This is a genomic window from Hydrogenophaga sp., from assembly GCF_018780075.1.
In the GTDB taxonomy this organism is placed as follows: Bacteria; Pseudomonadota; Gammaproteobacteria; order Burkholderiales; family Burkholderiaceae_C; genus Hydrogenophaga.
In genome coordinates, this window is sequence record NZ_JADMKB010000038.1 from 1 (window position 1) to 13982 (window position 13982).

The 13982-nt window shown below is 70.7% G+C and carries 15 protein-coding genes; 3 read left to right on the forward strand and 12 right to left on the reverse strand.

Going from position 1 to position 13982, the window contains the following annotated elements; all coding sequences use genetic code 11:
* Window positions 1–1425 (forward strand): UbiD family decarboxylase (locus IV088_RS09255; protein ID WP_291100914.1); only part of this gene is annotated, 1425 nt, incomplete at its 5' end.
* A gap of 10 nt (window positions 1426–1435) precedes the next feature.
* Here IV088_RS09255 and IV088_RS09260 read toward each other — a convergent pair.
* The 10 genes from IV088_RS09260 to queE all read right to left on the reverse strand — a co-directional run bounded on the left by IV088_RS09260 (window position 1436) and on the right by queE (window position 9978).
* Window positions 1436–2782 carry a 4Fe-4S binding protein gene (locus IV088_RS09260; RefSeq protein WP_291100953.1) on the reverse strand — a complete coding sequence of 449 codons (1347 nt, stop codon included), beginning with the start codon at window positions 2780–2782 and terminating at the stop codon, window positions 1436–1438.
* 94 nt (window positions 2783–2876) lie between these two features.
* Window positions 2877–3716 (reverse strand): FTR1 family protein, encoded by an 840-nt coding sequence (locus IV088_RS09265; RefSeq protein WP_291100917.1) that lies wholly within the window; start codon window positions 3714–3716, stop codon window positions 2877–2879.
* A 13-nt stretch (window positions 3717–3729) separates the two neighbouring features.
* Window positions 3730–4203, reverse strand: coding sequence for a cupredoxin domain-containing protein (locus IV088_RS09270; RefSeq protein ID WP_367171578.1), 474 nt, complete (start codon window positions 4201–4203; stop codon window positions 3730–3732).
* Between the two features lie 4 nt (window positions 4204–4207).
* Window positions 4208–4747: an iron transporter gene (locus IV088_RS09275; protein ID WP_291100920.1), complete on the reverse strand. Its 540-nt coding sequence runs from the start codon at window positions 4745–4747 to the stop codon at window positions 4208–4210.
* Between the two features lie 151 nt (window positions 4748–4898).
* Complete coding sequence (locus tag IV088_RS09280) at window positions 4899–5528, reverse strand: PepSY domain-containing protein (RefSeq protein WP_291100923.1); 630 nt, start codon at window positions 5526–5528, stop codon at window positions 4899–4901.
* Between the two features lie 184 nt (window positions 5529–5712).
* A complete protein-coding gene (locus IV088_RS09285; protein ID WP_291100926.1) occupies window positions 5713–6417 on the reverse strand; it encodes an anaerobic ribonucleoside-triphosphate reductase activating protein in 705 nt (234 codons plus the stop codon).
* Entirely contained in the window at window positions 6407–6598 is a 192-nt protein-coding gene (gene nrdD, locus IV088_RS09290) for an anaerobic ribonucleoside-triphosphate reductase (RefSeq protein WP_291100929.1), read from the reverse strand. Before nrdD ends, IV088_RS09285 begins: the two co-directional genes overlap by 11 nt.
* A 34-nt stretch (window positions 6599–6632) precedes the next feature.
* Window positions 6633–8657, reverse strand: a complete 2025-nt coding sequence (locus tag IV088_RS09295; RefSeq protein WP_291100932.1) for a ribonucleoside triphosphate reductase — start codon at window positions 8655–8657, stop codon at window positions 6633–6635.
* A 187-nt stretch (window positions 8658–8844) separates the two neighbouring features.
* Entirely contained in the window at window positions 8845–9210 is a 366-nt protein-coding gene (locus tag IV088_RS09300; protein WP_291100935.1) for a 6-carboxytetrahydropterin synthase, read from the reverse strand.
* 135 nt (window positions 9211–9345) lie between these two features.
* On the reverse strand, window positions 9346–9978 hold the full coding sequence (queE, locus tag IV088_RS09305) for a 7-carboxy-7-deazaguanine synthase (protein WP_291100938.1): 633 nt from the start codon (window positions 9976–9978) through the stop codon (window positions 9346–9348).
* A 142-nt stretch (window positions 9979–10120) separates the two neighbouring features.
* Here queE and IV088_RS09310 point away from each other — a divergent pair, with 142 nt between their 5' ends.
* Entirely contained in the window at window positions 10121–11419 is a 1299-nt protein-coding gene (locus tag IV088_RS09310; RefSeq protein WP_291100941.1) for an acyl-CoA dehydrogenase family protein, read from the forward strand.
* A gap of 40 nt (window positions 11420–11459) precedes the next feature.
* Here IV088_RS09310 and IV088_RS09315 read toward each other — a convergent pair whose 3' ends face one another.
* Complete coding sequence (locus IV088_RS09315; RefSeq protein ID WP_291100944.1) at window positions 11460–12224, reverse strand: hypothetical protein; 765 nt, start codon at window positions 12222–12224, stop codon at window positions 11460–11462.
* Between the two features lie 129 nt (window positions 12225–12353).
* Here IV088_RS09315 and IV088_RS09320 point away from each other — a divergent pair, with 129 nt between their 5' ends.
* Window positions 12354–13250, forward strand: coding sequence for an AraC family transcriptional regulator (locus IV088_RS09320; RefSeq protein WP_291100947.1), 897 nt, complete (start codon window positions 12354–12356; stop codon window positions 13248–13250).
* Here IV088_RS09320 and IV088_RS09325 read toward each other — a convergent pair.
* Window positions 13213–13982: LLM class flavin-dependent oxidoreductase (locus IV088_RS09325; protein WP_291100950.1), on the reverse strand; the 770-nt coding region annotated here is incomplete at its 5' end. The two genes, IV088_RS09320 and IV088_RS09325, sit on opposite strands and share 38 nt — an antisense overlap.

The following is a 13982-nucleotide window of genomic DNA, read 5'->3' on the forward strand; positions in this document are numbered from 1 at the left end:
CGCATCAGCGAGCCGGTCTCGCCGCACCTGGAGATGACCGCGCTGTGCGACCGCGTGCTGCGCGCGGGCGGCCCGGCCCTGCTGTTCGAGCACCCGACCGGCCACACCCTGCCGGTGCTGGCCAACCTGTTCGGCACCACGGCGCGCGTGGCGCGCGCCATGGGCGTGGCCGACGTGGGCGAGCTGCGCCGTTTCGGCGAGGTGCTGGCGCGGCTGAAAGAGCCCGAGGCGCCGCGCGGCCTGCGCGAGATCGCCGGTATGGGCGACCTGCTCAAGTCGCTCTGGCACATGAGCCCGCGCGAGCTGCGCCACGCGCCCTGCCAGGCGGTGGTGATCGAGGGCGAGGACGTGGACCTGGCGCGGCTGCCGATCCAGCACTGCTGGCCCGACGACGTGGCGCCGCTCATCACCTGGGGCCTGGTCATCACGCAAGGGCCGCACAAGCCGCGCCAGAACCTGGGCATCTACCGCCAGCAGGTGCTGTCGCGCAACCAGCTGATCATGCGCTGGCTGGCGCACCGCGGCGGCGCGCAGGACTTCCGCGAACACGGCCGACTGCACCCCGACCAGCCCTACCCGGTGGCGGTCGCCATCGGCGCCGACCCGGCCACCGTGCTGGGCGCGGTGACGCCGGTGCCCGACAGCCTGAGCGAATACCAGTTCGCCGGCCTGCTGCGCGGCGCGCGCACCGAGGTGGCCGCGGCCATCGGCGTGCCGCTGCGGGTGCCGGCCTCGGCCGAGATCGTGCTCGAAGGCCACATCCACCCCGACCCGGCCCACCCCAGCGGCTGGCAGCACGCGCTCGAAGGCCCCTACGGCGACCACACCGGCTACTACAACGAACGCGCCGAGTTCCCGGTCTTCACGGTCGAGCGCATCACCATGCGCCAGGACGCCATCTACCACTCGACCTACACCGGCAAGCCGCCCGACGAACCCGCGGTGCTGGGTGTGGCGATGAATCAGCTGTTCATCCCGCTGCTGCAGCGCCAGTTCCCCGAGATCGTGGACTTCCACCTGCCGCCCGAGGCCTGCAGTTACCGCATGGCGGTGGTCAGCATCCGCAAGGCCTACGCCGGCCACGCGCGGCGCGTGATGATGGGCGTCTGGAGCCATTTGCGCCAGTTCATGTACACCAAGTTCATCGTCGTGGTGGACGAGGACATCGACGTGCGCGACTGGAAGGACGTGGTCTGGGCCATGAGCACGCGCATGGACCCAGCGCGCGACACGTTCACCATCGAACACACGCCCATCGACTACCTGGACTTCGCCTCGCCCGTCAGCGGCCTGGGCAGCAAGATGGGCCTGGACGCCACCAACAAGTGGCCGGGCGAGACCACGCGCGAGTGGGGCCGGGTGATGAGCATGGACCCGGCGGTGCGCGCGCGCATGAACGCGCTGGCCACGCAGCTGGGGCTGTGAGCCCGGGTCGTCACCAGACGAAGAACAGCAGGCCCCAGCCGCCGGCGATCAGCGCCGCGCCGGCACCGATCGTCAGCAGCGCCGCCAGCCGCCGGGGCAGCGAGGCGCTGTGCGCGGCGCTGCTGCGCCAGGCCAGCCACAGGCTCCAGCCCACCGCGCCCGCCAGCAGCGCGGCCCGCGCCGCGTCCACCCAGGGCAGCGCCAGGCCTTCGTGCCGCAGCATGGTCAGCGTGGTCATCGACAGCCCCAGGAACACGCCACAGCCACCCAGCGGCACATAGGCCAGCGCCAGGTGGTGGCGCGCCGCGGGGCGGCCGAGCCAGCGCGCCGCGACCGCGCACAGCGCGTACAGCGCGCCGCCCACGAGCAGCGCCGTGCCCAGGATGTAGCCGGTGATCAGGGCGCCGTCGAGCCAGCTGAAACTGTCGTTGTTCTGCGGGTAGTGGGTCAGCAGCCACCAGGGCGCGTTGTCGGTCAGCATCCACAGGCCGTTGTGTTCGATCAGCCAGTCGGCGGCGGCCACGCGCAGCGTGACGAACCAGGGGCTGGCGCTCCAGTGGAAGGCACCCATGGCCACGCCGATCAGGCCGAACAGCAGCAGCGCCGTGTCCCAGCCGGTGGCGGCGCGCTGGCCGTTCACCGCAATCTCCAGGCCCGGCGCCCGCAGCGCCAGCGACACCGCGTCGCGCTGGCCGCTGCAGCGGCCGCACATGTGGCAGGCCGAGCCGCCTTCCATGCGGCGGATGTCGATCAGCGGCGCGCAGTTGGGCAGCACCACGATGCCGCCGGTGCGCGCTTCCCAGCGCGCGCGGTCGACCCGGAAATGCAGCGGCGCCAGCCGTGCCAGCAGACCGAACACGCCGCTGACCGGGCACAGGTGGCGGCACCAGACCCGCTTGCCGCGCCCGTACATCAGCCCCACCCCCACCGCCGCGACGGTGGAGCCGCCCAGCACCAGCAGCGCCGCCTGCGGGTACTGGTAGACGCTGACCAGCTGGCCGTAAACGGTGGTGATGACGAAGGCGGTGCAGGGCCAGCCGCCCCAGCGCACCCAGCGCGGGATGCCGCGGCCGCGCCCGTGCTGGCTGACCGCTTCGCTGAGCGCGCCCTCCGGGCAGAACACGCCGCACCACACCCGCCCGACCAGCACCATGCTCAGCAGCACGAACGGCCACCAGATGCCCCAGAACAGGAACTGCGCGAACAGGCTCAGGTTGTCGAGGATGCGCGCTGCGTCGTCGGGCAGCGGCAGGAAGGCCGGCAGCACCACCAGCACGGCGTAGAACAGCACGATCGCCCACTGGATGCCACGGATCAGGCGGCCGTGGCGCCGCATGCCGTCGCCCAGGGCCACCATCGCGCCGGCCGGCCGGCGCGGTACGAAATGCAGCGGCGCCACACGCGCTGCGGTCGCCCCCGGTTCCACGGCACAGCGGGTGTTCACCGGTGCCTCACGCAGCGGCCCGCGCGGTCGCGGCGGTCGCCGACGCGCCCGGGCGCAGCAGCAGGGCCACGCCGACCCAGAACCCGACGTACGCCAGCACCGTGATCAGCGCCGGCTGGGCCCGGTAGCCGGTCAGGGCCGCGACCAGGCCGCCCACGGCGCCGCTGTCGTCCAGCCAGTCGGCGGTGTTCCAGACCGGGTCCACCAGCGTGGGCAGCACGTCCAGCGAGATCAGCCGGTCCAGCGCGTTGACCCACAGGGAGGCGGCCAGCAGCAACAGCAGCCGTTCGCTGAAACGGAAGAAGCTGCGCCAGGACATCCAGCGCCGGCCCGACTGCAGCAGCCAGAAGCTCGCCAGCGCCAGCGCCAGGCCCAGCAGCGCCGAGGCGGCAAAAGCCAGCCGGCCGGCGCCTTCGTGGCGGCCGGCCACGCCGTAGAGGAAGACCACGGTTTCGCTGCCCTCGCGCGCGATCGCCAGCGCCGCCAGCAGCGCGATGCCCCAGCCGCTGGCGCGCGCCAGCTGGCCGGCGGCCTGGTGTTCGAGGTCCTGGCGCAGGCCGCGGCCGTGGCGGCGCATCCAGCCCACCATCTGCAGGATCAGCGCCGCCGCCACCAGCACCATGCCCGCCTGGAACCACTCGCCGGCCTCGCCGTCGAGCAGGCTGGCCGCACCCAGCATGAGCAGCGCCAGCCCGAGCGCGGCGGCCAGCCCCAGCGCCACGCCGCCCCAGAGCCAGCGCAGGCCCCAGGCCCGGTCCGGCCGCTCGTTGAGCCAGGCGCGCAGGATGCCGACCACCAGCAGCGCTTCCACGCTCTCGCGCCAGGTGATGAAGATGACGTCGCCCATGTCCGGCCTTCGGTCAGCGAGCCACGATGGCGCCCTGGCCCGTGGTCTGGTGAAAATCGTCGAAGAAGCGGTAGCGCCCCGGCGCCATCGGCCGGAACACCAGGCTCGAGGTCACGCCCGGCGCGAGCACCTTTTCCTTGCGCAGCTCCAGGCTCTCGAACTCCACCGGGTCGCGCCCGGCGTTGGTGATCTCCAGCCGGAACTTCACCCCCTGCGGCACCACCAGTTCGGCCGGCTCGAACCGCCCCTCACGCGCCGTCAGCCGGAAGGTCGGCATGTCGTCCGCCCAGGCCAGCCCCAGCGCCGACAACATGAACAGAGCAGCCAGCCACCGGGTCAGCTGCCCGGCACGTCGAACCACCGAGGGAACCACCACACCATCGGAGCGCGTGCCTCCAAAGCCCAGGACACCGCCGGGCCGGCTCTGCCGGACGGCCAGTGTCGCCCCCTTGAGGGGGGCGCGCGCAGCGCGGCAGGGGTGGGCCATCACATCAATACCCGCCTTTCTTGCCCGTGCCCGCGTAGGTGAACTCGTAGCTCACGTCGAAGGGCTTGAACCAGGGGCCGACGCCGGTTTCCTTGTCGGTGTGGCGGCCAAAGTGCGCGGCGTTGCCGCCGGGCGGGTTGATGCGGAAGGTCAGCTTGTACTTGCCCGGGCCCATCAGCTTGACGTTGTCGCCATAGTGCGGGCCGTCGGAGGCCACCATGGGCATGAAGTGCCCGCTGACCTTCTCGGTCGTGCCCACTTTGACCAGCTCGAAATCGATGGTCAGGTGCGGCATCCAGGCGCCTTCCTCGAAGCCGTTCGGGTTGTCCTTGAGGGCGTGGATGTCGGCCTCCAGATGGACGTCCGACTCCTCGGCCTTGCGCATCATGCCCTCGGGCTCCATCTTGATCGGCGCCAGGTAGACCGCCGCGATCTCCATGCCGGCGAGCTTGTGCGGCTTGCCGATCGGGAATTCCTTGGCCTGGGCGGCGAAGGTCAGGGCGGCGCCGGCCGCGAGCGTGACGAGGAAGGTGAAGGGTTTCATGAAGGTTCCTGGGGGGGGTTGGGACACGGGCATCTGGCCCGGTGCGATGTGCATACTAAACACGAATCACTCTTATTTACTTGACACAGATCAAGCTTCGGGCCGTCCGGCCGCGGCCGCAGCGGGGCGTCTGCCGGCCGCGTTCCGGCGCTCAGCCCGCCTGTTCGGCGGCCAGCCCCGGCTCGGCGGCGGCGCGCCCCGGGGCCCGCCGCGCCTTGCGGGCCTTGACCCAGTAGGGGTAGAAGAACAGGCAGTAGCCGGTCAGGATCAGCCAGAACAGGGTGAGGCCACTCAGGACCATGGCGACGTACTTGGCGACATCGCCGAACACCAGGAAGGTGTGCACGTCCATCCACAGCTGGTCGCCGCGCAGCCCGTCGTTGAGCAGCTTGCCGCTGACCGCATCGATCTGCAGTTCCCGCGGCGAGCTGAAGGCGGAACCCGCTTCCAGGCGCACCTTCCACATGCGTTTGCCCGGGCGCAGCTCAAGGCGGTTGATGTCGTCCAGCGACTTGGCCTCCGGCAGCCGCAGGTCCAGCACGATCTCCGCGACGCGCTGCACCGGCAGGAACTGGCTGAACTCGCCTTTGTCGCCCTTGCGCGAGGCCGGCTTCAGGTATTCCAGGTCCTTCTTGAAGGTCAGGAACAGGCCCGACAGCGCGACCACCAGCAGCACCAGGCCGAGGCAGACGGACATCCATTTGTGGGTGAAGCGGGAGAACTTGGCGAAACGGGTCAGCGCATCCGGTTGGCGCTGCCCTGCGGAGGCGGGGATTTTCATGGTCTGAGGGTGGTGATTGATGCAAATGCAATTCATTCGCATTACGAATCATACCCAAACCACACCCCACTCTGGACGGGCCGCACCGCCCGGGACCGCCACCGCTCGGGCCCGACGCCCGACCCGGTGGCGGGCGCCGGCGGCCAGGGCCTGTTGTCCCGGTCTTTTCAGGTGCGAACCGGCCCTACCGGCATTCAAAGCGCGGAAACCGCGCCCCCAAGTCCGCCAGATCGCTCGCCGACAGGCTGTCCTGCGGCCGGCCCTGGCCACTGCAGGCCTGCAGCACCCAGCGCGGCACCGACAACGCCGCCAGCGCATCGGCCAGCCGGAACAGCCCGTCGCGGCCGAACAGGCCGGCGTGCCAGGTGGTGCGGCATTCCAGCGCCACGCCGCTGTCCAGCAGCAGGCGCAGGCTCTGCGCCGCCCGCGCGCCGCTGCCCGGCGTGCCCGTGACGGCGTCGTAACACTGCGCCGGCGCCTTGACGTCCAGGCCCACCCAGTCCAGCTGCGGCAGGGCCTGCGCCAGGCGCTCCGGGTACATGCCGCCGGTGTGCAGGCCGGTGGCAAAACCCAGCGCCCGCACCTCGGCCAGCGCAGGGACCAGGGCCGCCTGCAGCGTCGGCTCGCCGCCCGAGAACACCACGCCGTCGAGCAGGCCGCGGCGCTGCTGCAGAAAGGCCCGCACCGCCGACCAGGCCAGCGCGCCGGGCACGGCCGCGTCCAGCAGGGCCGGGTTGTGGCAGTAGCCGCAACGCCAGGGGCAGCCCTGCAGGAACACCACCGCCGCCAGCCGGCCGGGGAAGTCGACGCCGGTCAGCCGGGTCAGGCCCCCGATGCGCAGGGCACCGGCCCCCTGCGGCGGCGCATCGGGCAGCGCCTCAACCGGCACGGCCGGGTTCAGTGAAGAACTGCCGCTCGGCGTGTTCGCCCTGCTTGCCGCGGTTGAAGCTGCTGACCGGGCGGTGGTAGCCCATGACGCGGGTCCAGACCTCGCAGGGCTGGCGTTCGTCGTCGCGCAGGCTCAGGTCGGCGGTGGTGGGCGCGGCGGTGAATGGGGTGGATGGGTTCACAGGTTTTCCTCCTTGGGGGTTGACAAACGGGATCTCAGGCCGCCAGCCGCTGCTGGCGTTTGGCGGCCAGCTTCTCTTCGTCGCAGACCGGGCAGAACGGGTGTTCGCCGGCCAGGTAGCCGTGGGTCGGGCAGATCGAGAAGGTGGGGGTGACGGTGATGTAGGGCAGGCGGTAGTTCGTCAGGGCGCGCTGCACCAGGGCGCGGCAGGCCTCGCCGCTGGTCAGGCGCTCGCCCATGTAGAGGTGCAGCACGGTGCCGCCGGTGTACTGGCGCTGCAGCGGGGCCTGGCGCTCCAGCGCCTCGAACGGGTCGTCGGTGAAGCCCACGGGCAGCTGCGAGGAGTTGGTGTAGTAGGGCTGCTCGGGTGTGCCGGCCTGCAGGATCGTGGGCCAGCGCTTGCGGTCTTCGCGCGCGAAGCGGTAGGTCGTGCCTTCGGCCGGTGTGGCCTCCAGGTTGTAGAGATGACCGGTCTCTTCCTGGAAGGCGACGATGCGCGCGCGCACATGGTCGAGGAAACGCAGCGCGAAGGCCTGGCCCTCGTCGGTGGTGATGTCGTGCGCGTCGCCGGTGAAGTTGCGCAGCATCTCGTTGATGCCGTTCACGCCCAGCGTGCTGAAGTGGTTGCGCAGCGTGCCCAGGTAGCGCTTGGTGTAGGGGAACAGGCCCTGGTCCATCAGGCGCTGGATCAGCTTGCGCTTGGTCTCCAGGCTCTGCTTGCCCAGCTCCAGCAGGCGGTCGAGCGCGGCCAGCAGGCCGGCTTCGTCGCCCGCGTGCAGATGCCCCAGGCGGGCGCAGTTGACCGTGACCACGCCCAGGCTGCCGGTCTGCTCGGCGCTGCCGAACAGGCCGTTGCCACGCTTGAGCAGCTCGCGCAGATCGAGCTGCAGGCGGCAGCACATGGAGCGCACCATGTTCGGCTGCAGCTCGGAGTTGATGAAGTTCTGGAAGTAGGGCAGGCCGTACTTCGCCGTCATGTCGAACAGGCGCCGCGCGTTCTCGCTCTCCCAGGGAAAATCGGGCGTGATGTTGTAGGTCGGGATGGGGAAGGTGAAGACGCGCCCCTTGGCGTCGCCCTCGGTCATGACCTCGATGTAGGCGCGGTTGATCAGGTCCATCTCGACCTGCAGCTCGCCGTAGCAGAACGGCATCTCGCGGCCCGCGATCACCGGCACCTGTTCGCGCAGGTCTTCGGGGCAGACCCAGTCGAAGGTGAGGTTGGTGAAGGGGGTCTGCGTGCCCCAGCGCGAGGGCACGTTGAGGTTGTAGACCAGCTCCTGGATGCACTGGCGCACGGCGGCGTAATCCATGCCGTCCTGGCGCACATAGGGCGCCATGTAGGTGTCGAACGACGAGAAGGCCTGCGCGCCGGCCCACTCGTTCTGCAGCGTGCCCAGGAAGTTGACGATCTGCCCCACGGCCGAGGACATGTGTTTCGGCGGCCCCGACTCCACCTTGCCAGGCACGCCGTTGAGGCCCTCGTTGAGCAGGGTGCGCAGCGACCAGCCCGCGCAGTAGCCGCTGAGCATGTCGAGGTCGTGGATGTGAATGTCGCCCTCGCGGTGCGCCGCGCCGATCTCGGGCGTGTACACGTGCGAGAGCCAGTAGTTGGCCGTGACCTTGCCGGCCACGTTCAGGATCAGCCCGCCCAGCGAATAGCCCTGGTTGGCGTTGGCGTTGACGCGCCAGTCGGCGCGCGTGAGGTATTCGTTGATCGAGGATTCCACGTCCACCAGGGTCTGGCGGTCGGTGCGCAGGCGGGCGTGCTGCTCGCGGTAGACGATGTAGGCGCGCGCCGTCTTGAAGTGGTTCGCCGCGATCAGCGTCTGCTCGACCACGTCCTGCACCTGCTCGATGTGCGGCGCCTCGCCACGGAAGCGGTGGATCAGCACCTTGACCACCTGCGCGCACAGCAGCGCGGCCTCCGGCTCGTCGAACTCGCCGCTGGCGGCCCCGGCGCGGGCCAGCGCCGCGCCGATCTTGTGGGCATTGAACGGCTCGCGCTGACCACTGCGCTTGACCACCTCGCGCGGCAAACTGACCACCATGGCGTCCTCCATCGGGCTCTCCTCTTTCGGGGTTAAAACACTACCTATGGTGTGCACGATACCCATGACACGCTATATGTAGTTTGATGTGCGACAAGAAATCGCACGCCCCGGAGGCCCGAAAACGCCCAAAGACCGGCTTGATGCACATCAAGCCGGCGCCCTGGCCCCGGCCCTGCCGCCGGGGGAGGGAAAGCGCCTAGCGGCGCAGCCGGCAGGCGTCGCCGCTGGCCTGGCGGCGCACCTCCACGCAGTCCAGTTGCTGCGCGTAGCGCGCTTCCATCGCGCGCCAGATGAAGGCGCAGAGGTTTTCCAGCGTGGCCGGGCCGAGGTCGGCCACCTCGTCGAGGAAGCGGTGGTCCAGCGCCTGGCGCAGGGTCTCGATGTGGGCGCGCAGGTGGGCCAGATCGACCAGCATGCCGCTGTCCGGGTCGGGCTCGCCCGCCAGCGTGACCTCGGCGATGTAGGTGTGGCCGTGGATGCGCAGGCTGGGCTCGACATCGATCTTGCGGCGCAAGGTGTGGGCGGCCTCGAAATAAAAGCTCTGACTCAGTTCGTATCTCATCTCAATCCATCTCTCAACTCAATTCACAGGCCGCAGCCGGAAAGCGTGCCCCTTCCAGCACACGCCGAAGATCCGGCTTTGCCGGTCCAAGGGCGTGGTCCCCCTAGGGGGAAGCCGCGAAGCGGCGCAGGGGGGTCACCTGATCCCCAACACCTTGTGCGTCTGCACCGAGAGCCGCCAGCGCGGGTCGGCCAGGCACAGCGCGGTGGCCAGCTCGGTGTTGCGGCGCGCCAGTGGGCCGTCCATGGCCTGCAGGAAGTGGTGGTCGAACGGCAGCTCGGCCAGTGCCGCCAGATCCAGCCCGTCCTGCGGCACCACCACCTTCAACTCCTGCCCGCGGGTGAGCAGCAGCGGCGCGCCGGCCTTGGGGCTCACGCACACCCAGTCCAGCCCGGCGGGCGGCGCGAGCGTGCCATTGGTTTCCACCGCGATGGTGAAGCCGCGCGCGTGCAGCGCGCCGGTCAGGGCCTCGTCCACCTGCAGCAGCGGCTCGCCCCCGGTCAGCACCACCAGGCCGGGGGCCGCGCCGGCGGGCCACTGCCCGGCGATGGTGTCGGCCAGGGCCTCGGCGCTGGCGAACTTGCCGCCCAGCGTGCCGTCGGTGCCCACGAAGTCGGTGTCGCAGAAGGTGCAGACCGCGCTGGCGCGATCGGCCTCGCGCCCGCTCCAGAGGTTGCAGCCGGCAAAGCGGCAGAACACCGCCGCGCGGCCGGCGTTGGCCCCCTCGCCCTGCAGGGTGTAGAAGATTTCCTTGACGCTGTAGGTCATGGTGAAAGCCAGGTGGGCCGCGAAACAGGCGGCGCCCGGGGTTGTATCGAAGAGGCCGGTATTGTCCGCCACCGGGGCCCACGGGCCGGGCCGCTGTCGCGTGGGCGCTGACAAGCGGCCCGGCGCTCCACACAATGCCCGCATGGACTTTGAGCACAGCCCCCGGGCGCGGGCGCTCCAGCAGCAGCTGGAGACCTTCATGCAGCGTTACCTGCTGCCCCACAACGCGGCCTGGCACCAGGCGGTGCAACTGGGGCAATACCCGCCGCCGTTCCTGGACGACCTGAAGACCCTGGCGCGCGAAGAAGGCCTGTGGAACCTGTTCCTGCCCGGGCTGCGCGAGGACGAGCCGGGCACCCGCCTGGACAACCTGGACTACGCGCCGCTGGCCGAAACCATGGGCCGGCTGCACTGGGCGCCCGAGGTGTTCAACTGCAGCGCGCCCGACACCGGCAACATGGAGCTGCTGCACCGCTTCGCCACGCCCGCGCAGCGCGCGCGCTGGCTCACGCCGCTGCTGGACGGCACGATCCGCTCGGCCTTCGCCATGTCCGAGCCCGACGTGGCCTCGTCCGACCCGACCAACCTGCAGACCACGGTGCGGCGCGAGGGCGATGGCTTCGTGCTCAACGGCCGCAAGTGGTTCATCACCGGCGCGGCGCATCCGCATTGCAAGCTGCTGATCGTGATGGCGCGCAACGACGGTGAGGACAGCACCGCGCCCGACACCCAGCACCACCAGCACAGCATGGTGCTCGTGCCGCTGGACACGCCGGGTGTGGCCGTGGTGCGCAACATCAGCGTGGTGCACCACCACGCGCCCGAGGGCCACTGCGAGATCGTGTTCCGACAGGTGCGGGTGCCGGCCGACCAGCTGCTGGGCGACTGGGGCGCGGGCTTCGCCATGGCGCAGGCGCGGCTGGGCCCGGGCCGGGTGCACCACTGCATGCGCACCATCGGCCAGTGTGAACTGGCGCTGGCGCTGGCGACCGAGCGCGCGCTGGAACGGCGCAGCTTCGGCCACCACCTGGCCGACTACGCCAACGTGCAGGAATGGATCGCGCTCTCGCGCATCGAGATCGACCAGGCGCGGCTGCTGGTGTTGCGCTGCGCCTGGCTGCTGGACCACCCGGAGCGCGCCGAGCCGGCGGCGCTGCGCGCGCAGGTGGCCGCGATCAAGGTGGTGGCCGCCGGGCTGCAGACCCGCGTGGTCGACCGCGCGATGCAGATCTTCGGCGCCATGGGCCTGTCGCCCGACACGCCGCTGGCGCAGTTCTGGACCTGGGGCCGCGCCCTGCACCTGCTCGACGGCCCGGACGAGGTGCACCTGCGCAGCGTGGCGCGGCACGAGTTGGACCGGGCGCGGGGGCGCATGGGGTCTTCTTCCGCTTACTTCACGACACCGGAGCAGATGCGCGCGCCGCCGCATCTGTCCGCGTGAAAGACCCCCACGCTCCGCCACTGGCGCGGGTCGCTCTTCATCAGTCGAGCGATCCTGGCAGCGACAGATCGCCCGACGCCACCTTGAACACCTGGGCCACACACAGCAGCGGCGCGTGCACGCTGGCGTTCACCCGCAGGGCCGCGGTCACGCCGTCGAACTTCGCCGACTGCAGCGCCGACACGTTGTCGAAGGGCACGCGCACGTTCACGCTGTCGCGTGCGAACGAGGGGCTCCAGCCGGGGCTGTCGATCAGCAGCGGCAGGCCGGGCCAGGTTTTGGGCAGGCGCGGTTTGCCACCTTCAGGGATGTCGACCACCTTCAGCGCGCCCTTGCCGCAGGCCTCGTCCGGCTGCAGCACCACCCAGTGCGAGTGCCAGACGCCGCCGTCGTTCTTCAGGTGGCCGTCGCCGTTTTCGTCGAACAGCGGCGTGTCGTCGAAGTCGGGGTGGGCGGTGACGGCGAAGGCCAGGATGCCGGCCTTGGGCTCGAAGCCCACCTCGGCCGGGTCCAGGCTGGTGGGCCAGACGTAGGAGAACACCTGGCTGCCGGCCAGCTGGCCGGACTTCGTCGGCCGCGTGCGCCCGGCCTTGCCCGAGACCTGCATGTGGAACACCAGGGCGTTGTCCTCGGTGCGGATGCGGGTGTGCACCACGTCAAAAGGCGCGTGCACCGCCCGGGCCGGCTTGGTCGCGATGCCACCGGTGTGGGCCTGGCCGTCGTGGGCCAGGGCCGGGCCGGATGCGGCGAAGCAAGCCACACACAGGGCGGCACACAAGGAGGAACGGAAAGGAACGGATCGCATGGAAAACTCCTGGGTTGGGGATGGGAGCGGACCGCCCGGCGGCGATCCGTGGCACCCAGTGTCTGGCCATGGTCTGTTCAGATGGGATCATTTCGTACAGAATTCATACCCTTTCGTCCAACCCCTGGTATGAACTCCCCGCCCCCGCCCCCGCCTCCGCCCATTGACCGCCTGTCCGGCCTGCTGGAGCGCTTTCCCGTGCGCGCCGAGCTGTCCTTCACCGGTACGCTCTGTGGCGTGCAGAGCTTCACGCCGCCGCCGGGCATGGGGTACCTCCACCTGCTGCGCCGGGGCACGCTCGATGTCACGCACCCGCCACGACAGGCCGTGCCGATGCGCCTGCACCTGCGCGCACCCGCGCTGCTGTTCTACCCGCGCGCTATCGCCCACCACTTCCACAACCCGCCCATCGAAGGCGCCGACTTCACCTGTGCGCAGCTGTGGTTCGAGGGCGGCCAGGCCCACCCGCTGGTGCGCACCCTGCCCGGCGCCATCGTGCTGTCGCTCGATGAGGTCGAGGGGCTGGGGGCTTCGCTGGACCTGCTGTTCGCCGAGACCGGCCGCGTGCGCTGCGGCCACCGGCTGCTGGCCGACCGGCTGTTCGAGGTGGTGCTGATCCAGACGCTGCGCTGGCTGCTCGACCACCCGCGCGAGGCCGGCGTGCCGCCCGGGCTGGTCACGGGCCTGTCGGACCCGCGGCTGGCGCGGGCCATCGTGGCCATGCACGATGCCCCCGGCGAGCCCTGGAGCGTCGAGCAGCTGGCGGCGGTGGCCGGCATGTCGCGCACCAGCTTCTCCAGCCTGTTCCGGCAGCTGGTGGGCCAGACGCCGGCGGACTACCTGAGCGACTGGCGCATCGGGCTGGCCCAGACGGGCCTGGCGCGGGGCAGCTCCATCAAGCAGTTGGCCAGCGAGCTGGGCTACGCCAACCCCTCGGCCCTGAGCCGCGCCTTCGCCGCCAAGGTCGGGCACTCGCCGCGCGAATGGCTCAGGGGATCGTTGCCGCCGGCACCACCGGCGCGCTGAGCCCCATCGCCTCGGCCGCGATGTCCAGCGAGCGCAGGCGCAGCGCGGGGTCGAACACGTCGCTCACCAGCATGAACTCGTCGGCCTGCGTGGCGTTGGCGAGCTGCTGCAGGCCGGCGCGCACCGTGTCGGGCCCGCCCACCACCGCACAGGCCAGGAAGTCGGCGATGCCGGCGCGCGCCTGCGGGTCCAGCCGCTCCAGGAAGCCCGCCACCGGGGCAGGCAGTTGCCCGCGCTGGCCGGTCAGGATGCCGAGCACGCGCTGGTAGGTGCTGCTGGCGAGATAGTCGGCCTCGTCGTCGGTGGGCGCGGCGATCAGCGGCACGCCGACGATGGCGTAGGGCTTGTCGAGCACGGCGGACGGCTTGAAGTTGTGGCGGTACAGGTCCAGCGCCTGCAGCAGGTAACGCGGCGCGAAGTGCGAGGCGAAGGCGTAGGGCAGGCCGCGCTCGGCCGCGAGCTGGGCCGAGAACAGGCTCGATCCCAGCAGCCAGATCGGCACGTGCGTGCCGGCGCCCGGCATGGCGATCAGCTTCTGGCCCGGCGCCGCATCGCCCAGCAGGCGCTGCAGCTCCATCACGTCGCGCGGAAAGTCCTCTTCCGTCTCGCGCCGGTCGCGGCGCAGCGCGCGCATGGTCATGGGGTCGGTGCCGGGCGCGCGGCCCAGGCCGAGATCAATGCGGCCGGGGTAGAGCTCGGCCAGCGTGCCGAAGGCCTCGGCCACCACCAGCG

Bases quoted from the DNA above. Each gene is read 5' to 3' on its own strand.
- IV088_RS09280 (WP_291100923.1), bottom strand. From the start codon at position 5,528: ATGAAAATCCCCGCCTCCGCAGGGCAGCGCCAACCGGATGCGCTGACC.
- queE (WP_291100938.1), bottom strand. From the start codon at position 9,978: ATGACCTACAGCGTCAAGGAAATCTTCTACACCCTGCAGGGCGAGGGG.
- IV088_RS09320 (WP_291100947.1), top strand. From the start codon at position 12,354: ATGAACTCCCCGCCCCCGCCCCCGCCTCCGCCCATTGACCGCCTGTCC.
- IV088_RS09315 (WP_291100944.1), bottom strand. From the start codon at position 12,224: ATGCGATCCGTTCCTTTCCGTTCCTCCTTGTGTGCCGCCCTGTGTGTG.
- IV088_RS09270 (WP_367171578.1), bottom strand. From the start codon at position 4,203: ATGGCCCACCCCTGCCGCGCTGCGCGCGCCCCCCTCAAGGGGGCGACA.
- IV088_RS09265 (WP_291100917.1), bottom strand. From the start codon at position 3,716: ATGGGCGACGTCATCTTCATCACCTGGCGCGAGAGCGTGGAAGCGCTG.
- IV088_RS09295 (WP_291100932.1), bottom strand. From the start codon at position 8,657: ATGGAGGACGCCATGGTGGTCAGTTTGCCGCGCGAGGTGGTCAAGCGC.
- IV088_RS09300 (WP_291100935.1), bottom strand. From the start codon at position 9,210: ATGAGATACGAACTGAGTCAGAGCTTTTATTTCGAGGCCGCCCACACC.
- IV088_RS09275 (WP_291100920.1), bottom strand. From the start codon at position 4,747: ATGAAACCCTTCACCTTCCTCGTCACGCTCGCGGCCGGCGCCGCCCTG.
- IV088_RS09310 (WP_291100941.1), top strand. From the start codon at position 10,121: ATGGACTTTGAGCACAGCCCCCGGGCGCGGGCGCTCCAGCAGCAGCTG.
- IV088_RS09260 (WP_291100953.1), bottom strand. From the start codon at position 2,782: ATGGTGGCCCTGGGCGACGGCATGCGGCGCCACGGCCGCCTGATCCGT.